18 protein-coding genes are annotated in these 18,688 nt (G+C 46.3%); 8 read left to right on the top strand and 10 right to left on the bottom strand.

Annotated features, from left to right (window positions below):
* The first annotated feature begins 27 nt into the window (after positions 1–27).
* A complete protein-coding gene (locus QUA27_RS08255; RefSeq protein WP_333067401.1) occupies positions 28–609 on the top strand; it encodes a hypothetical protein in 582 nt (193 codons plus the stop codon).
* A 301-nt stretch (positions 610–910) separates the two neighbouring features.
* Positions 911–1,384: a TspO/MBR family protein gene (locus QUA27_RS08250; protein ID WP_333067400.1), complete on the top strand. Its 474-nt coding sequence runs from the start codon at positions 911–913 to the stop codon at positions 1,382–1,384.
* Positions 1,385–1,521: 137 nt separating this feature from the next.
* Here the strand turns inward: QUA27_RS08250 and QUA27_RS08245 are convergent, their stop codons facing one another.
* From QUA27_RS08245 to hslO, 3 genes are all read right to left on the bottom strand, one after another.
* The gene (locus tag QUA27_RS08245; protein ID WP_333067399.1) at positions 1,522–1,932 is read right to left on the bottom strand and encodes an ester cyclase; all 411 of its coding nucleotides are present in this window, start codon (positions 1,930–1,932) and stop codon (positions 1,522–1,524) included.
* A gap of 59 nt (positions 1,933–1,991) precedes the next feature.
* Positions 1,992–4,055 (bottom strand): hypothetical protein, encoded by a 2,064-nt coding sequence (locus QUA27_RS08240; protein WP_333067398.1) that lies wholly within the window; start codon positions 4,053–4,055, stop codon positions 1,992–1,994.
* A 246-nt stretch (positions 4,056–4,301) separates the two neighbouring features.
* Entirely contained in the window at positions 4,302–5,201 is a 900-nt protein-coding gene (gene hslO, locus QUA27_RS08235; protein WP_333067397.1) for an Hsp33 family molecular chaperone HslO, read from the bottom strand.
* 396 nt (positions 5,202–5,597) lie between these two features.
* On the opposite strand from hslO, the gene QUA27_RS08230 reads away from it, so the two are divergent.
* On the top strand, positions 5,598–6,251 hold the full coding sequence (locus QUA27_RS08230) for a Crp/Fnr family transcriptional regulator (RefSeq protein ID WP_333067396.1): 654 nt from the start codon (positions 5,598–5,600) through the stop codon (positions 6,249–6,251).
* Positions 6,252–6,714: 463 nt separating this feature from the next.
* Here the strand turns inward: QUA27_RS08230 and QUA27_RS08225 are convergent, their stop codons facing one another.
* Entirely contained in the window at positions 6,715–7,935 is a 1,221-nt protein-coding gene (locus QUA27_RS08225) for an FtsW/RodA/SpoVE family cell cycle protein (RefSeq protein WP_333067395.1), read from the bottom strand.
* A 36-nt stretch (positions 7,936–7,971) separates the two neighbouring features.
* Here QUA27_RS08225 and QUA27_RS08220 point away from each other — a divergent pair, with 36 nt between their 5' ends.
* On the top strand, positions 7,972–8,394 hold the full coding sequence (locus tag QUA27_RS08220) for an EamA family transporter (protein ID WP_333067394.1): 423 nt from the start codon (positions 7,972–7,974) through the stop codon (positions 8,392–8,394).
* Between the two features lie 111 nt (positions 8,395–8,505).
* Here the strand turns inward: QUA27_RS08220 and QUA27_RS08215 are convergent, their stop codons facing one another.
* The 3 genes from QUA27_RS08215 to apcA all read right to left on the bottom strand — a co-directional run bounded on the left by QUA27_RS08215 (position 8,506) and on the right by apcA (position 10,122).
* Positions 8,506–8,709 carry a phycobilisome linker polypeptide gene (locus QUA27_RS08215; RefSeq protein ID WP_006634929.1) on the bottom strand — a complete coding sequence of 68 codons (204 nt, stop codon included), beginning with the start codon at positions 8,707–8,709 and terminating at the stop codon, positions 8,506–8,508.
* Positions 8,710–8,974: 265 nt separating this feature from the next.
* Positions 8,975–9,460, bottom strand: a complete 486-nt coding sequence (gene apcB / locus QUA27_RS08210) for an allophycocyanin subunit beta (protein WP_006634930.1) — start codon at positions 9,458–9,460, stop codon at positions 8,975–8,977.
* A 176-nt stretch (positions 9,461–9,636) separates the two neighbouring features.
* Positions 9,637–10,122 (bottom strand): allophycocyanin subunit alpha, encoded by a 486-nt coding sequence (gene apcA / locus QUA27_RS08205; RefSeq protein WP_332959487.1) that lies wholly within the window; start codon positions 10,120–10,122, stop codon positions 9,637–9,639.
* Positions 10,123–10,942: 820 nt separating this feature from the next.
* On the opposite strand from apcA, the gene QUA27_RS08200 reads away from it, so the two are divergent.
* Positions 10,943–12,145 (top strand): FHA domain-containing protein, encoded by a 1,203-nt coding sequence (locus QUA27_RS08200; RefSeq protein ID WP_333067392.1) that lies wholly within the window; start codon positions 10,943–10,945, stop codon positions 12,143–12,145.
* A 187-nt stretch (positions 12,146–12,332) separates the two neighbouring features.
* On the opposite strand, the gene QUA27_RS08195 is transcribed toward QUA27_RS08200, so the two are convergent.
* Entirely contained in the window at positions 12,333–12,917 is a 585-nt protein-coding gene (locus tag QUA27_RS08195) for an endonuclease dU (protein ID WP_333067390.1), read from the bottom strand.
* A 98-nt stretch (positions 12,918–13,015) separates the two neighbouring features.
* On the opposite strand from QUA27_RS08195, the gene glpK reads away from it, so the two are divergent.
* Both glpK and QUA27_RS08185 read left to right on the top strand, forming a co-directional pair.
* Positions 13,016–14,503: a glycerol kinase GlpK gene (gene glpK, locus QUA27_RS08190; protein ID WP_333067389.1), complete on the top strand. Its 1,488-nt coding sequence runs from the start codon at positions 13,016–13,018 to the stop codon at positions 14,501–14,503.
* 73 nt (positions 14,504–14,576) lie between these two features.
* Complete coding sequence (locus QUA27_RS08185; RefSeq protein ID WP_333067388.1) at positions 14,577–14,948, top strand: c-type cytochrome; 372 nt, start codon at positions 14,577–14,579, stop codon at positions 14,946–14,948.
* Positions 14,949–14,964: 16 nt separating this feature from the next.
* On the opposite strand, the gene QUA27_RS08180 is transcribed toward QUA27_RS08185, so the two are convergent.
* Together QUA27_RS08180 and QUA27_RS08175 are read right to left on the bottom strand one after the other, a co-directional pair.
* Positions 14,965–16,491, bottom strand: coding sequence for an NB-ARC domain-containing protein (locus tag QUA27_RS08180; protein WP_333067386.1), 1,527 nt, complete (start codon positions 16,489–16,491; stop codon positions 14,965–14,967).
* 153 nt (positions 16,492–16,644) lie between these two features.
* The gene (locus QUA27_RS08175) at positions 16,645–17,550 is read right to left on the bottom strand and encodes a helix-turn-helix domain-containing protein (RefSeq protein WP_333067384.1); all 906 of its coding nucleotides are present in this window, start codon (positions 17,548–17,550) and stop codon (positions 16,645–16,647) included.
* Between the two features lie 279 nt (positions 17,551–17,829).
* Here QUA27_RS08175 and QUA27_RS08170 point away from each other — a divergent pair.
* The coding region (locus QUA27_RS08170) for a Calx-beta domain-containing protein (protein ID WP_333067382.1) at positions 17,830–18,688 on the top strand (859 nt) is incomplete at its 3' end.

The raw sequence follows: 18,688 nt of genomic DNA, 5'->3' as shown, positions 1-18,688 counted from the left end.
TATTTACTCACCCGCGAGGATTTACCGATGAGCGATTTCAAAGTTACGCCAGAAGTAGAGCTGAACACAGCTCAAATGTTGGAGCGATACCAACTGCAAGATGAGACAACTCTACGGCGTTGGGCAAAAGTGCACGGCATCAACAGCACTCGTGGTTTCTTCTATCCCAGCGAAGTAGATTTGATGGATCACGCTCACCACCATCTCTACAATTTGGGAATGAGCATTGCGGATTACCAAAGTCTTTTAGACCGACGCCGCAGCCATTCCCAGACACCGGGCGACCACAATAAAACAGTAGCAAGTCAAGTTGCTGACGAAGCATACGATGCCATAGAAACGCTTACAGAGCAGTATGCTGAAGCTATTGATTTAATGGGAGAACGTATAGCAGACCATTTCATCGATGAACTCGATTTATCTGTGATGAGGCACCTTTCTAAAAAAGTGCAAGACCGGCGGACTCTCAACGGTCAAACTAAAAAGCCTAACCGTTTTCTCCAAGTGATTAAAGCTGTGTTGCAACCGAGCAGCGAAAATACGCTTCTGGTTCCCAAAAAAGAGAATGACTCTAGTTTAGAATTAGAACAGCATCACCGCCTCGGCTAGTCGCCGATTTTTTTGAAAGACTAAGAGACTTTTTGTTCAATTTACTGGTCAATTTTACTGAAAAGCCGACCCGAACCCTCCCCTTGAAAAGGGGAGGGAGCAAGAGTCACATTTTTTATCTTATGAAACAGAATAGAAGAAAATAAATTGAGATTTCCCCGAAGTCTAAATTACTTTTCAACTGATGTTGGGTTTCGCGACGGCACCCAACCTAATATAACTAGGGACGGATTGCGCGATCGCCAAAATTAGAGATAATATCTGCTGAATTGAACCTGTCAACCTCGCCCAAGGTAAAAAAATGATTAAATCCTGGATGGTAATTGGAGGCGTCGCCTTGATAGTAGCACTAGCTGCTAACTTCATCCCGCCCAGCGACATCCAATGGTTCAACCGATTGCAGCGTCCCAGATGGCTAGTATTTGAAAAAGCAATTCCCCTAATTTGGACAGTAATTTTTATTTGTGCAGCTTGGTCAGCCGTGATTGTTTGGGAAAAAGAGCCAGGAACTCAGGAGACTTGGCTGAGAATGGGTTTGTACCTGCTTTTAGAAATAGTAACTATGTCTTATACCTCAGTTATGTGCAAAGTTAGGAGCCTAAAAATCGGCACAATAATCGGCGGAACGGGCGCTATTTTAAGCGTAATACTAGCTTTAAGTGTGTTGCAAGTTTCCGAGCCTGCCGCCCTGTTATTGCTGCCTTACATACTTTGGAGTCCGATCGGCACTTACACCACTTGGGCAATGATGCACTTGAATCCGGCGGATGTTTAGGATCTGGAATTAGTCATTTTAATGAGATTGCAAGCATCGGGAAAAAGCACCTTTTTTCGCTAGTATCTACCTGCAACGCAAGTTTTAGTTAGCAAAGACTTGATGGCGAATAATTGTACAGTTGCAGAACAGGAAGCTTATGATATCGGTAGCCCAAGCTGCATGAACCAAGTGTGCTTGTCTATGTAACCGCGTTGAAAATGGATTTTGCCATCAACAATATGAAAGAAGCCACAGCCTTGCAGCGTAAAGCTTTTGCCAGTTGGTAGGTTCCCACCAAACTCACCTAGAAATGTGCCCCCACCAGTCCACTCGACGATCGCCCACTCGCCCTCCTCAAACAGATTCTCAACTTGCGTGTAATTGTCTGGAAAAGCTTGGAAGAAGGTAACAAAACTCTCAAGCAATGCCTCACGACCGTTTAGAGGATCGCCAAAGGCAACTTGATGGTTCTCTGCATCGTCGTGATAAAGCTCGATCAGGGCGTGAGGGTCACGAGCGTTATAAGCAGAAACCCAATCTTGGAGAACTTGCTTGGGCGTTTTCATTTTTGGTTCCCTAATACATAGAAGTAAAGATATTAGTTAGCACCTTCTCACCCTCCAATTTACCGACTCCTAGAGCTGCTAGGTGGCTCAGTTTCCGGCGGTTCGGGAGGGGGAGATTCAGTATCGGGAGGGTCCAGCGACTCCTCCCAAACTTTGATTTGCGATCGAGCTTGCTCAAAAGCCCGAGTTCCCGAGGGAATTTTCTTCAAAGTCGCGATCGCCCCAGCCAGATCCGACGACGACTGTTCCACACCAAGCGCCAAAATCCGCTGGCTCCACTCATCAATCGCCTCACTCGCCTGCCACCGGAGCGAACTCGACTCGGGCACCTGAAGGGCCAGCCCAATTGCCGTTTGCAGAGCTTCCGCAGTCCCCGCTCGGGCAGCCTGACGGGCGTTCTGCAAATCTTGGTCGCCCTGAAATTGAGCCTCCCAAGTCCGAATGTTCGATCGAGCTTCCTCATAAAGCACCCGTCCCGATCGAATCCGGCGGGCCATCTCAATTGCCCCCGCCAAATTGCCGCTCGCCGCTAGCTGCTGAGCTCTATCCAAAAACGGCTGGTCAACAAGCCGCTGTCTCCTCTCGATCCAAGCTTGAATTTTGGTTTGAGCTTCCACGTAAAGCGCCCTACCTCTACCTATCCGAGAAGCTTGAGCAACGGCCGCTTCCAGAGCATTCGGATCGCCCGTACTCGCCAAATCGTTCGCTCTTTGCAAATACGGACTGTCTTCCAGCAACTCGATTTGACGGGTCAAGCTGCTAATTTGACTGCGAGCTTCCGAAGCGCGGGGATTTGATTGGGGGACTGTTTGCAATTGCGCGATCGCAGCCCTCAAATCATTTACCCCTCCCGGCGCCGCCAGCCTGCTTGCCAAATCCAAAACTTTCACATCAGCCATTTCTTGCTGCCAGCGGCCGACTAAATCTTGAGCTTGTTTGTATAAAGGGCGGCCGGACTTCAACTTTTGAGCAATCTCGATCGCCTTGGAGAAACCCTCAACAGAGCCAGTCAAAGCCTGAGCAGTAGCATTCGCCAACTGGTTAAAATCCTCAACTTGTTCCCTTAAATTTGCGGTGTCGGGAATCTTGTTAGCGATCGCGCTCGCCTGCTCCCAATCCCCTGCCTGCAAGCGTTTTTGGGCGATCTCCAAAATTTTCTTGCTAAATTCCGCGATCGCTTTATTGGCAGCTTGATACAAATAACTGTTTTGATCGATTTCCTGAGCCAGCTTAATCCCCGTCACCAGATTGTCGAGACCTCCCTCCGAGGCTGTATTCCGGGCTTTGACCAACTTATTGCCCTCAGTCCGAGTCGCTTGGATTAGCTTAGTCAATTCCTCGTACTTAGCCGATTCCCAGAAAGTATTTCCCAAATCCAAAAGCAAAGTAGCTTGGCGGAAAGCCAGCGCCCACTCTTCCTGACGCAAGTGGTCTTCGCCCGTGCGGTAAATTTTCTCTGCATCGCTCCATATCGACTGCCACTTTTCAATCTGCTTTTCCACCGTCGGGTAAGCCGGAACGTCTTTAGGAACCTTGCGAGCGAGCGCAATCGCCTCCTCCAGCTTTCCTTCTTGGAAAGTAGCATTTCCCAGCCTGAGAATATCCTCCGACCACCGATCGATTTGAGTGTTAATTCTCGGCCGCAGCGGATGGTCTTTTGGCAAAGCATTAACTAATTCGATCGCCCTGAGCAAATCATCCGCCGTCCGCTTGCTTGCTGCTTCTTGAGCACAAAAAAAGCGATCGTTAGCAGAAGCTGTCGGCCAAAAAATCTTTGAGCAATTGGACTGTGAGGTCAGGTTGAGTAAAGACGCAATTGCCACAAACCCCATACCCACCGATAGCATCAAACTAAGCGCCAGCCAAAACTGCCACTTATTCGACCAGTTCCGCCAAAACGGATTGTGTTCTCCAGGCGGCTGCGAGTTTTCCCCAGACAAATTCGGCGGTATTTCCAGATGCCCTCCCGGCAGTTTTCCCGAAGTAACCAACTCTCGGAGTTCTTTAAGTCGTTCAGCCCGGTTTTTCCTTGCTGGTAAGCGCACCAGCGACGAACTATCCTTTTTTGACTCCAAGGATTCTGATGCAGACCAACGGCCTGGTATTTTGCGCTCTTGACTCATATCCTCACCACAAACAGCAACCAGCTAGCGTTAGTTGTTTAAAAACTGCGAGCGCTGCTATCAACTGCTTTATAAAATGTATTCATCACTTTTACATACTCCCGTCGGCCCTAGACTGCAAGAGCCGATCGCCAAACCGCCAAAATCAAAATTTTGTGATTAGGTAATTGATAATGCGTAATTGGCAATTGGTCAAGGCCGTCATCCCTAACTCGCACTCAATAGAGCCAATTACACATTATCCTCTCAAGAACCGGAGTTCGATCGCAAATCGCCGATGAGTTCTGCAAGTTGGTCGCTATTAGCTTTGTAAACCTCGTTGCAGAAATGGCACGTAGCCTCAGCCCCCCCATCTTTTTCAATCATGTCTTGGAGTTCGGCTTCGCCCAACATTTTCAAAGCTCCCAAAACTCGATCGAACGAACAGCCACAGTCAAAGCGCACCATCTGAGTTTCCGGGAAAATTTCCAGGCCCATATCTCCCAGTAACTGTTCGAGAATCTCGTGCAGCGTTTTGCCCGATCGCAGCAGTGGCGTAAAGCCCGACAATTCAGCAACTCTAGATTCTAAAGTTTGCACCAGTTTTTCATCCGTTGCCGCCTTCGGCAGAACCTGCAACAGCACACCCCCAGACGCTTGTACCCCGCCCGCCCCCACAAACACCCCCAGAACCAGAGCCGAAGGCGTTTGCTCCGAGGTTGCCAAATAATGAGTCAGATCGTCGCCAATTTCGCCGGAAACCAATTCTACCGTACTTGAATAAGGGAATCCGTATCCAACGTCCCGCACCACGTACAAATAACCGTCACCTATTGCTCCGCCAACGTCGAGTTTGCCTTTAGCATTGGGCGGCAATTCGACTTCGGGATTTTCCACATAACCTCGAACTGTTCCATCAAGTCCCGCATCCACCAGAAGCCCGCCCAGTGGCCCATCTCCTTTGATGCGAATGTTGACTCTCGATTCGGGCCGCTTCATGCTGGAGGCGAGTAACAGCCCCGCCGACATTGTGCGGCCCAGGGCCGCTGTAGCCACGTAGGAGAGCTTGTGCCGCTGTCTTGCTTCTTCGGTGAGGCGGGTGGAAATGACGCCTACAGCGCGAATTCCGCCCTCTGCGGCTGTAGCGCGAATTAATTGATCGGCCATGAAAAACCTTACTTTGTCTTTTGATATCTTCTTGAACTATTTTAGAAGTTCTTGAAGGTTGTGGCAGCAGATAGCAGCAGTTGACTCGGCGGGCCTGGGAGTGCGATCGAACTTCAGAACTCGCCTCTGTTTTCTATTTAACCTTAATTAACAGACTATTTATTAACAAATATTCTGCAAATTTTTTCCAATTAAATTTTTATTTAAAATGCCGCAAATAACGAGTCCATTTATTTTACACAAGCCAGCGTGCGCTCAGTTATTTTATAACAACTCACAACTAATGACTAAAGCTTATCTTGGCGCTAACCAGACGATTACCAAACCTTTACCTTGGCCGGCTAAAGTCAGAGGCGTAGGTCTCAGACGAATGTTTTTTAGCTGGAAATAACGGATATGCCACCAACATCCAAAGCACTTTTAGCGGAAATCCAGCATAACACAGGAGCGAGTCGAAACTTGCATTTTTATGCCAAGGGCGAAACCATTCCTATGATGTCCCACGGTCTTTGGCGAGTCTGTCAAGGTCTAGCACAACTGAGTACGCTTTATCCAACCGGGGAAGAAGGACTTTTGGGTTGGGTTGGACCTTCGATGTGCTTCGGTTTGTGGTTGACAAGCTTGCAGACTTACCGAGCTACAGCGACATCAGATATTTATTTGATGTGGTATTCTATGGTGGAAATCGAAGCTTCTCCTCAATTGGCTCACGAGTTGCTGCCTCAAATGGTACGGCGACTGCGGCAAATGGAAGCAATTTTAGCGATCGCCGGACAGCGGCGAGTAGATGACCGTTTGTATCAGCTACTGCTATTATTGCAACAGGAATTCGGTCAGCCTGTGGTTGAGGGAACTCGTTTGAATATCCGTTTGACACATCAAGATATTGCTAATGCGATTTGCACGACGCGGGTAACAGTAACTCGAATGCTGGGAAAATTGCAGCAGCAAGGGTTAATCAGTCGAGATGGCGAGCGGCATTTAATACTTAACAAAGATGTTTTTGCCTCCACCTCCGATTTGTTTGGCTGCAACCCTCAAGCAGTGTAGAACCTACAGCTATTTGCATTTACACTTTTTTGCATTTACATAAAGTCTTCCAGTATTAGCTATCAAATCTCTGTGCATGAGAATTGTTTTTCTGGCTCTTCCTCTACCTATCTACAGCTATAACTTTGCAGTTGGAAAAGATATAATTAAGCGGTGCATCTATTTAGAACAAAACTCAATGGCTAACTCAACTCAAGAGACACCGCAACCCGACAAAAAAAAATTAACTGACATCACAGCTAAACCTCAAGAACAACAAGAAGAACCGCCCAATAAAGGTGACGGGCGGAAATAGTCGATCGTTAGTTTTTATTTGCTATTACTCGTTCCCCGGATCTGCTTGGTAAGGCAGATCCGGAGGCTCCCCCTCCAATTTGCCCTAGCAAGAATCGAGGCAGAGCCTCTGGGGATTGGTTCCCAGGCTCTGCCTGGAAGTTAATCGGGTGTGTTTACTATTGACAAATTATTCAGTTTGTGTAGTTGCATTGTTCGATCGTAAGTTCGGCTTTCCGGGCTTTCCACGGAGGCCGTTTAAAGAAACCACATCAGCCTCAGAACTCTCCCTCGCCACCCGAATCAGCAACCCCGACAACAACAAACTTGCCAACATCGAAGAACCCCCGTAACTAAAAAACGGCAGTGGCAAACCCGTAGTCGGCAAAACCCCCGTCGCTACCCCAATATTCAGCAGTGACTGTCCCACCATCACCACCATCACCCCAATCGCGACCAACTGACTCTCACTATTTCGAGCCTTCATCGCTACTCTCAAAGCCACAGTAGAGTAAGCCGCCAACATCAGCAGCAGGGAAAAACCTCCCACCAAACCAAACTCCTCAGCAAACACAGCAAAAATAAAATCGCTGTACTGAATAGGCAAATAAAATAACTTTTGCTGGGACATCCCCAAACCCACACCCCAAACGCCCCCAGAACCGACAGCCAGGAGACTTTGAATCAACTGATAGCCGTCTTGCATCGGGTCAGCCCAAGGATTGAGAAAAGACATAATCCGGCGGCGCTGATATTCCCTAAAACTAATACTTAAAACGGCTAAAAGCATTCCCCCCATAGCCGTTGCGCCCAACTGCAAGTAAGGTAAGCCCGCAGCCAAAGCCACCAACCACAAAGTCATCCCGCACAAAGCCGTGGTACTCAAATTCGGCTGCAACAAAATTCCCAAAAGCATTGCAGCGAAAATTAACAGCCAAGTTAAGCGAACTTTATTCGTCAACCGGGGCCAGTTGCCGAAAATGCGGGCGCTTTGGAGAACAAAAAACGGCTTGATCAACTCAGAAGGTTGAATAATCGGAACTGGACCCAGAGATATCCACCGAGTCGCCCCGTTGATTGTGGTTCCCACCCCCGGAACCAAGGTCAGCCACAGTAATCCCAGCAGCAATAAAACGCCTAATTGAGCTGTTTTCAGCAGATACCGCAGGGGGGAGTATACCATCAAGTTAAAACCGGCCAGCCCGATCGCCACTGCGATTAGCTGTCGTTTAAAATAATAAAGGCCGTCTCCAAATTCATAATTGGCAATGGGATAGGAAGCCGAAAACAATGCTGTCAGCCCAACAAACAGCCACAGAAAAGTCAGCCACCTCAGCCACCGGGCCTCAGCGGCCCATTGAGACGCGCTGGGGTCAAAAAATGGAATCAAGCGTCGAATGTCATTAGCCATAGGATTTTAGAATGATCTCAATAAACTCTAACAAAGATGGCTAAAGTACCAGATTGGTTAATTTACGCATTAATCTGTTCGCTATTATATGGTTTGTGGGGATTTTTTGGTAATTTAGCGACTCAATATATTGACTACAAAACTGCTTTTGTTTATGAAGCAATTGGCGCTATTTTAACTACTTTATTTATTATTTTCCACACTAATAATTTTAGTTTTGAGGGAGATGTTAGGGGAATTTTGTTTGCCATGTTAGTTGGCGTTTGTGGCCCAGTGGCATCATTAGTATTTTTTATAGCCCTTGGCAAAGGTGAAGTTGCCAATGTAGTGAGTGTTACGTCTATCTACCCGCTGATTACTATATTATTATCGTCTTTATTCTTAAAAGAGGCTATTACATTACCACAAATGCTTGCTGTTTTCTTAGCGATAATCGCAGTTATACTTTCTGCTTATTGAAATATTGGTCAAGGATTAAATTAACAACGCTGGAAATTCTTTTTTCTACTATAACAACAAAAAAGAGGTCGATCGCGACCTCTTACCCCTCTACTAATCCAGCTTCGGCTCTTAAAGTAAACCTGTATTAGCTCCGGGCTTACCGGTAGCCAGTTGCACTTTAATAATTCTGCCGCCCATTTTCATAATTCTTTGCTGTTCCCGGAACCAGTTGTCGTAAGGAACGAGCTTAGTAAAATAGGTATTTTGCAATTCGCGCTGAGTGCGGATGCGAGTCTGACTGGGGACGCAAGCAGTCACCTTAAACATTCTCATGGGAAACTAACTCCTGAGTAGGTTTACAGATTATTAGATGGATTTTTTAAAGATTGAAGGCAGGGAGTTAGGAGTCAAAACTAGCTCGTTAAAACTCGTCGGGCTTTCTCGACAAGCCTTTGACGGTCTAGCAATCACTCTCAACTTCCCTGACCTCTTTTCAAAGCCAAAGGTAACAAGTCCAAAGTTAAAAGTTAAAAGACGCCAGAAATAAATGTTATTTCTTCTTCTTTCTTCCTTCTTACTTCTTCCTTCTTCCTGAGTCTTAGCTCAAGCCAGAACAGATGTAGTCGAAATAGACGCCCATTTCTTTACCAGCGTCAGAACCGACCAAACCAGCGGTGACTTCTTTCATTGCTTGGATTGCTTGTACGGTAGAACCGATGGGCACGCCCAAGGAGTTGTAGGTTTCTTTCAAACCGTTGAGCACGCGCTCATCGAGGATGGAAGGGTCGCCAGCTAGCATAGCGTAGGTGGCATAGCGCAGGTAGTAGTCCAAGTCGCGGATGCAAGCTGCATAACGACGAGTGGTGTACATATTGCCGCCGGGACGAGTTACGTCAGAGTACAACAGAGACTTAGCAACTGCTTCTTTGACGATTGTGGCTGCATTGGCGCTGATGGCTGTAGCGGCGCGGACGCGCAGTTCGCCAGAAGCAAAGTAGTTCTTGAGCTTGTCTAGAGCGCTGATGTCCAGGTACTTACCTTGAACGTCAGAGGAATTGATAACGGCGGTAATTGCGTCTTGCATGGTTGTCTTGTTTCCTAGAAAGTGGCTGAGTCAGTCCAATTTTGGAGCTAGAATTTGGAATTTGGGATTTGGGATTTAAGATTTTTAAATGGCTGGTTATTTGCAAAAGGTTTTAACTTGTTGCCGGCAACCCCCAATGTTTCAATCTAAAATCGAAAACCTAAAATCGAAATTCCTTACTGCATCGCACCGATAACGTAGTCGAAGTAAGAGGAAGCTTCGGAAGCATCTTCTCCAGACAGCAGCGAACTTGCTGCACTTTTCATAGCGCGAACGCCTTCGGCGACGGCTTCAATCGGGGTGCCGAGAGATTTGTACATTTCGCGGACGCCGACAATACCGATTTCTTCGATCGGAGTAATGTCGCCAGCTACGATTCCGTAGGTGATCAAACGCAGGTAGTAGTCGAGGTCGCGCAAGCAAGTTGCGGTCATTTCTTCGCCGTAAGCGTTGCCGCCGGGAGAAACAACATCAGGGCGCTTTTGGAAAAGTTGGTCGCCTGCTGACTTGACGATGCGTTCGCGGGATTCGCTCAAAATTTGGGCGATGCGGACGCGGCGTTCACCAGAGGTGACAAAGCTTTTGATCCGATCTAATTCACCTGGGCTCAAGTAGCGAGCTTCGGCGTCTGCGTTGACGATTGATTTGGTGACGATACTCATCTTGTGTGTACCCGCTGGATATTTTGCTATATGAACTGCTCTGCGCTGAGCTAGCGAAGGCGGGCGCTTGCGTCCCGTATCTTTCCTGCTCAGGCAGGAGCTTTGACGGGGAAGGCTGGACTTTCCACACTCAGCAACTGTTGAAGTTGTTGGCGGGTGACTGCCTTCGGTGCTTAACGGCGCTCGTTCTTCACGCCGGTGCGGTTGTGAGTGCTCGCACTAAGCCTGTCGCTTACAATACCATAAATGACTGATGCGATCTTTAATTTACGATCGAGATTGCAGCAGGCCACTTAGTGGCGATCGAGTGACTGTCGGGCAGTTAGTAAGGATATTGCTTCTCTGACACAACTACCTCTCGCAAGTATTTTGAGGCATTATGTTCACATTCTGAGTGTTACTGTAATAGTTTGTAACATTCCTTTTCATGTTTGGTCCCTCGCTTGGGTCTTATAAGTTAAAATTTCACAGTTAAAAAAATCGCTAAAGTTATCTGCTACCAAGGGTTGCAGGCGATCGAGCATTGAGGTGGAATTGTGGCGGGCGACGGCGCGAGGGCCAAAGACTTGTTGCTGAGAGGAAAGCGAGAAAGGCGGGAGATGTGGGAGAATCTCACACTCACATCTTGCAGCATTATCGCTCGCACAGGCTGTGGGGCGGGTTCGACAAAGAGTAAATTTTGTTGTGGGGAGTAGGGGTGGGCATCGGATAGCCCGCCCGTGAGAGGCTTATTAACAAGGATGCAAGATATCCCATCATCGGAAATCGTAACTTTCGAGCTTGTAGGTAGATTTGACTCTCACTTTTAATCTGGTGCGCCGTGAAAAGAAATCTATCAGCCTTTAAAAAAGCTTTGCAGTTTGGGATTAGCGGTGCTGTCGGCGGTTTCGTCGGCAATCTCATCACCGAACCTTTCATGCAGCGACTCCCTGGTTCGGAATCTTTTTTTGATAGTGTATTGTCTACAGGTCGCTGGTTTGGATTGGTAGGCGGTGGTATTGCTACGGCTATCATGTTCGGCTATTATTACTATATCAAAGGCAAGCCTCAAATTAAACAGGCTGTAAAAAATGGCGGATTGTTTGGTTTAATAGCAGGAGCAATTTCGGGGGCGATCGCGGAAGGTATTTATAGCGGAATTGGCGACGGAAACAACGAATTATTACGAGTAATTTGCTGGGGAATAGCTGGCAGTTTGTTAGGACTTGGACTTGCACAGCGCATTCCTAATTTGGGAGCGCTTCGCGGCGCGGGAGGCGGCGGTGTTGGAGGAGTTTTGGGCGGCTGTTTGTTTATTCTGTTTGCTTACAATCTATCCGGTACAGCGGGCCGTTTAGCTGGCTGTGCTGCGATCGGTTTTTGGATTGGAATTATGCTAGTTGTAGCCGAAACTTTGTTCAACAAAGCTTGGCTGGTAATTAGTTACGATACCGGAGCAAATCGCACTCTCACTCTGGGTTCGGAACCGATCACTTTTGGCAGTGATGAAAATTTGTCTATTATCTGCATTCCGAATGTTTCGCCCTTGGCTATGCGCTTTCAATTGGAAGCCGGTCAAATTGTTTGCGAGAATGTTGATAGCGGGGCGGTGAGTTATTTGCGATCGGGCGACCAAAAGAAAATCGGCAACTGTACAATTACAGTAGGAAACTCTGACTTGCCAGCCCCAACAACGGCAAATATTCCGCCTACCTTTATATCCGATCAGCCCCCAGTAAATTCTTTTACCAGCAGCCAATTTTCTCTGAAATTAGGCAGTCGAGTTATTCCTCTGAGTGCGGGAACTCAACTATTCAACTCTGACATACCGAGTTTAACAGCCGCAGCATCTAACGGTCTTGTAGCTATAGTCACTTCTCGATCGAGAAACGAGCTTTCGTTAGGATTGACCAATTTGTGCGATCGCGCTTGGTGGGCTACCGACATTCAAGGCGATATAAAAATGGTAGAACCTGAAAGTACCCTGACTTTGGCGTTGGGAACTCAAATCGAATTCGGTGAATTAGAGGGCGAGATTGTCTAAGTAAGAGACTAGAAACTGAGATATTGCACCATTGTCAATAAGTCTTTCATGGGCGGGCAGGATGCCAACCCCACAAAAAAAATTACTGTGGAACGGGCATCTTGCCCGTTCTTAACAGGATCTCCGGCCAACCAACAAAAAAATTACTCTTTGTGGAACGGGCATCTTGCCCGTTCTTAACAATGATTCAAGCAGAACTGCTGCTAACTCCATTAATTACCGCCGCACCAATCAAATGAGCTAAACGCAAAGCTTCAGGAACTTTACCAGTGTCTGTCAAACGCTGAAGCGCCAGCGCAATTACTTCTGGTTTTTCGCCACAAACTTGAAAAAAGAAAGGTTCAAAAGCGTAAATTTTACCAGCGCGACGCAACAATTCTAAACGGTATTCCGAGTCGGGTAAATGCCGGAGGGCTTTTTCAACAGCCGCTAAATCTGGTTGGCGGCGCATGACAGCAACGCAAGGAATTTGCAGCCGCGATGCTAACTGGGGAAGGTCAATAATATTGAAGCCGCCGAAAGCAATTCCGTCTAGCAAAACCAGATGCAATTGTGGCAAAAATTTGCCTCCGATGAGTAGGCCAGAAATAGCATCCGTGGCATCTAATCCGTCGGGGAGAACTTTTCCCCACACCATTCCTTCAAATCGAGTTCCCCCGCAGACTATGCCTGCGATCGACACCAGACTGCCGCTTGTACGAGAAAACGGAGCGTCATCAAAGCCAATAACCTTAATTGTGCGATCGAGCCTGAGCAAATCTGCCAGTTTCAACTTGTGGAGTTCCCTAAACTAAAGTTTTTGAGATTACCTTGTATTTTACATAGTATCATATACGTTAAAGATCTCATTACTAAAAAGGTTTTAGACAATTGGCAAAAAAGTACGTAGCAGCGATCGACCAAGGAACCACCAGCACCCGATTTATCGTATTCGATCGCCGAGGACAGATAATTTGCAGCAACCAACAAGAACACCAGCAAATCTATCCGCAACCAGGATGGGTTGAGCACAATCCCGATGAAATTTGGCAGCGCACCCAAAGCGTGATTAAAAATGCCCTCGAAATCGGCAATATCGACCCCAAAGATATTGCTGCACTCGGTATTACCAACCAGCGCGAAACAGCAATTGTTTGGGACAAAAAAACTGGCAAACCTTACGGCAATGCGATTGTTTGGCAAGATACTCGCACTCACCACATTTGCGAAAAATTAGCTGAAGTTGAGGGCAAAAATCGATTTCAAAAACGATGCGGTTTACCGCTGGCCACTTATTTCAGCGGGCCGAAAATTAAGTGGATGTTGGACAATATTGCAGGATTGCGGGAAGCTGCAAATCAAGGGGATGCGATTTTTGGCAATGTCGATACTTTTCTGATTTGGCACCTGACTGGCGGCGCGCACATTACCGATGTTACCAATGCCAGCCGCACGATGCTGATGGATTTGCAAACCCTCGATTGGGATGCCGAAACTTTGGAAATAATGGCAATTCCCCGCCAGATGCTGCCAGAAATTCGCCCTTCGAGTCAAGTTTTTGGAACTGCAAAAGGATTGCTTGCAGGTGTTCCGATTGCTGCTGCTTTGGGCGATCAGCAGGCCGCCCTCGTCGGGCAAACTTGTTTCAGTCCCGGGGAGGCGAAAAATACTTACGGTACGGGCTGTTTTATGCTGCTCAATACCGGTGAGGCGATCGTCCCTTCAAAGCAAGGATTACTAACAACAGTCGCCTACAAGATGGGGGAATCGCCCGCTGTGTATGCTTTGGAAGGCAGTATTGCGATCGCCGGAGCTCTAGTGCAGTGGCTGCGGGACAATTTGGGCATCATCAACACATCTGCAGAAGTAGAAACATTAGCAAATACAGTCGAAGATAGTGGCGGAGTTTACGTTGTCCCGGCATTTTCGGGACTCTACGCACCCTATTGGAAAGACAGCGCGCGGGGAGTAATTGCAGGTTTAACTCGCTACGTGACTAAGGCACACATTGCCCGCGCAGTATTGGAAGCCACAGCGTGGCAAACGCGGGAAATTTTGGACGCTATGAATCAGGATTCAGCAGTGCAGCTTTTGTCTTTAAAAGTAGACGGAGGTATGGTGGGAAACCACACGCTGATGCAGTTTCAGAGCGATGTTTTGGGAGTGCCTGTGGTGCGACCTGTGGTAGCAGAAACTACTGCACTCGGTGCGGCTTATGCGGCTGGTTTGGCGGTTGGTTTTTGGAGTCAGCTAGCCGAATTGCGCGACAATTGGGCCGTGGATTGTATTTGGGACCCGAAAATGCCGATCGCACTTCGCGAGCAAAAATATCGCTTTTGGAAAAAAGCAGTTTCCCGCACCTTCGATTGGGAAGAATGAATCGCTGAGTTAACTCAAAATGCGTATTTAGTGATATCCTTAAATCCAGCACATTTTTTCAAATTGCAAATAAATGATTTCGCTAAAGAACTTAAAAAAAATTCTCACCGCCTTTCTATTGATACTCACACTGGCATTTGTAGAAATCGCCACTAATTCCCAAATGGCGATCGCAGATACAACTACAAATCCCACAACCGCAGCCGAAGTCTTCAGCGCCAACTGTGCAGGCTGTCACATCAACGGCAGCAACATTATCAGGCGCGGCAAAAACTTGAAACAAAAAGCCTTAAAAAAATACGGCATGGATTCCATCGCCAACATTTCCAACTTAGTAACCAACGGCAAAGGTATTATGCCAGCTTACAAAGATCGTTTGTCGGAACAACAAATTATCGATGTTTCAGCTTATGTGCTATCCCAAGCTGAAACCGATTGGAAATAGAACCTCGGTAGATTATTTACAGCTTAGGCAATCTTGCCACAGACATCATATATTTCTTTACAGCAGGTTGAAGCGCGAACAGAGTTTCACTTTCGCCTTGGACTGTTTCAATTAGCGATCGCCTTAAAAGCGATTCTAACGCCTTCAGCAATTCTAAACTCCTCTCTTGCTCAACATCGGAGTACAAATTTTCACAACCAACAGGCTTGACTTCTTTCGCCATGCAGTGTAATAGCTGGATTTCTAATCCTGATAAGCGATTAAACTGTCGAGATAAAGTATCGCTATAATCTCCCAGAAACAGCCCATTTCTTAAAAATTTAGCAATGTTGTCCCCAAACATATCATGAATAGTTGTCGTTACTATTTTTAACGCTAAAGGATTGCCGCTGTATGCCTCTATCAATTGTGAGTATTCACTTTCTTCAGACAAACCCTTGCTTTTAAGGATTTCCACAGCCGCTTCTCCCAAACTACCCAATTTCAATGACCGTACCGATTGATTTTGACCTTCTAACGCCGCAATTTCTTTAGGTTTTTCGCAGCTAGTCAACAGCAAGCAACTTTGATGCTGGGATTTTCCTACTTGTTTCAGAAATTCCCCATACACTTGATATCCTTCTCGATAAATTCCTGTTAACTGCTCAGTGCAGAAAACAGCTTCCCACTCATCTAAGATTATCAAACACCGACGCTTTTGTAAACACTGAATCAGACGCTGGATACCATCAGCGATAATTGTCGGTTCTATTGCATTTGTGGAAGCGATTAGGTTCTCCAGAGAAAGCTCAAGCTGCGACATCGCAGCTTGAAAAAGTTTTTTATCATGAGTAATTAACTGCAATTTTTCTACATCGCTTTGCGGTTTATCAGATAAAAATTCGATTAAATTTACCAGAGTATCTGCCAACACAGGTGCATGACTGAGGTTGACCCAAATTACGCACTCAAACTGGTGTTTAATCAGATTTGTTAGCTTAGATACTAAAGCAGTTTTGCCAAGGCCACCCATACCCAATACAGCAACTAAGCGGCAGTTTTCTTGTAAAATCCATTGTTCTAAGTTAGCAAGTTCTGTTGTGCGCCCGTAGAAAAGAGACGTATCCACCGCCAGCCCCCATTCAGTTCGATTTTCCATAGAAGTTTGGGGAGTTTGAGTATAATTTCTCAATGTAGGAAGCAATGTTTCTCCACTACCCTTTTGTTGATAACCACGTATTTCTAGCATTCTTGGGATTTCTTTCCAGTCTTTCGGTTGTTGCAGCGTCAAAATTTCTATGTAGCGATACAGCCCTCTCGATAAGTCTACTCTAATACCGGCGCATTCGCGGTTGAGTGCGGTGGCAATTTCCGGCGGGCTATAATTGCAAAGCAATCCTCGCAGGTACGTTTTTTCTAAAGGAGTGAGTCGCTGCTTTCTACTGCTGGCGTACTCTTGTTTGGCTGCTGTCAAGTCTGCATATAACTGTTCGAGATTCCAGCCAGCCGCAGCCTCTATAAATTTCTGTGCTGGTATTTGTAAAAGTTTATTTCGCTGTGTCATGTATATTCATAATAAGTAAACACCCCGTCAACTCGATACAGCTACTTTGTCAGTCGGAAAAAGTTAGATGCACCTGATGCAACCTTGTAAGCGACTTTAATCTGTTTTGCCAGTTCAAGTCGAACACTTCTTTGCGATTTGAACATAATCTTGCTAAATGATGCGAAACTGTTTAGGTGAAATGCCTGTGTATCGGCGAAAGCACTTTGCAAAATGACTGGGATTGGCAAAGCCACACTCGATCGCAATATTGTTTATTGTCCATTCTGTCTGCTTCAGTAGTTGCTTCCCTCGCTCTACTCGTTGCTGAATTAAGTAGGCATGAGGAGTCATTCCAGTTGATTGCTTAAACAATCGACAGAAATAGTATTGACTCATACCTAATTCGGCTGAAATTTCTGCTAACGATACATTTTCACTAAAATGCTCGTTTATGTATTCAATAGCTTGCTTCAATTTGTATTTTGGCAACCCGTCTTCATATTCCATCAGAGTATGCTTACGGGTTGAGTAATATGTTAAGCAATGAGCCGCTAGAGCCGTCGCCATTGAATCCGCATAAAAGCAACTATTATTTGGATGGTTTTCCAATACTGCTGTCAGTGCTAAGATAATTTGCCAAACTAGCGGATCGGGTTTTTTAAGCGTGAGATTAACTTCAACTCGCTCAGGGTTTACTGACTCATAGGCGGCATGATTAAGAAATGTAGGCTCAAGGTAGCAGTGAGTGATATCAAATTCCTGACTACACCTAGCCTTAATAGGTGCGTAAGCAGGAAGTATTTCAATACAACCCGTTTCATCCCGGTCATGCTGCACTAGGTGACGCTTACCATCAAAGGCTAATTCCATTTCTGTTGACTGCTTCCAAAAGGGAAGACAAATTATATGTTGCAAACCACATATTTCAGGAATTTCCATTGCAGGCAGTTGATAGTGTGCTAGATGAATATTTTTCCATCCCGCGTCATGACTCGAGTGAATGAGCGGGCGCTGAACAAACTTTGAAGTTGCATCTGGTTGAGAATAATCAACAGCTAAAGGTTTTTCTGTTAGCATCCTTTTCTGTCCTTCCAATACCTATGGATAAAATTTTTGTTCGGTAGCTACCTCATCGGTATAACTACGAGTTCTACGAAAACTTTCTGTATAATATGCCAAATTGAGTAGTTTTCACAAAAATACCTAATAAAAATACTAATAGCTGTTAGGTAATTTATCGGTCTTGAGTGTTTTATAAAGGTAGAAGGAAGTCAAAAAAGTATGGATATGGCATTTCCTAAGTCCCTACCTGTAGAAATCTCCTATCTTCCACACAGTTTATTTAGGTATAGAATAATGACAGCTAAAGGAATTTTAGACACTGAAAGACATTTGCTGCAAATGGATTCAGAAGACCCTGCTAACAATAACTTCGATAATCCTCCGTTAATCGGCAATATCTCTCCTAATCCCATAGTGATTAAGGGTTTTGTAAGTAACACAGATCGTGTGGATTGGTACAAGTTTACAGTGCCGCCAAACAACCAACAGAAAATCAATGTGACGGTATCGGGATTAACAAATAAGGCGGGGCTATCTTTTTTTAGCAGTGGCAACATAGCAACCGACTTTGGTTTCGCCCGTGGAGGCGCGGGGTCAGACGCATCAGTGACAATTCCTGAAAATTTGCAGCCGGGAGATTACAGGGTGCGTGTGGACTGGGAGGATTCCTCTCAGTCGGGGTCAACTCCCTACACTTTGACTCTCAAAGGAGATAGCAACGCTACACCCAGCTTGAGCACCATAGCCTTTAGTGATGCCAATTACACTGTCAATGAAAATGGGACTAAAGCGACTATTACCTTTAAGCGTAATGGCCCTACTGGAATTGAAATGAGAGGAATTGTCGGGGCAGAGTCAGGTACAGCAACTCCCGGAGAAGATTACGGCTCCTTGGAGTTAGCCTTCATTCCCGCTGACAAAGATTTCGGGGTACTTGAAATCCCCATTGTGAATGATAACAAGCAGGAGGGAGATGAAACGATAAAATTGTCCTTAAGGAATGGAGGTATCTCAGGCTCACCGATAGGCGCACAGGCCACCGCTACACTCACAATTAAGGATGACGACAGCGGTATGCCGATGCCGACTCCCACTCCGGTAGGGATGCCGATGCCGACTCCCACTCCGGTAGGGATGCCGATGCCGACTCCCA

Source organism: Microcoleus harperi Pol14_C6, assembly GCF_036701295.1.
Taxonomy (GTDB): Bacteria; Cyanobacteriota; Cyanobacteriia; order Cyanobacteriales; family Microcoleaceae; genus Microcoleus.
The sequence above is the reverse complement of the archived record's forward strand: the minus strand, read 5'-3'. Positions and strand labels throughout refer to the sequence as shown.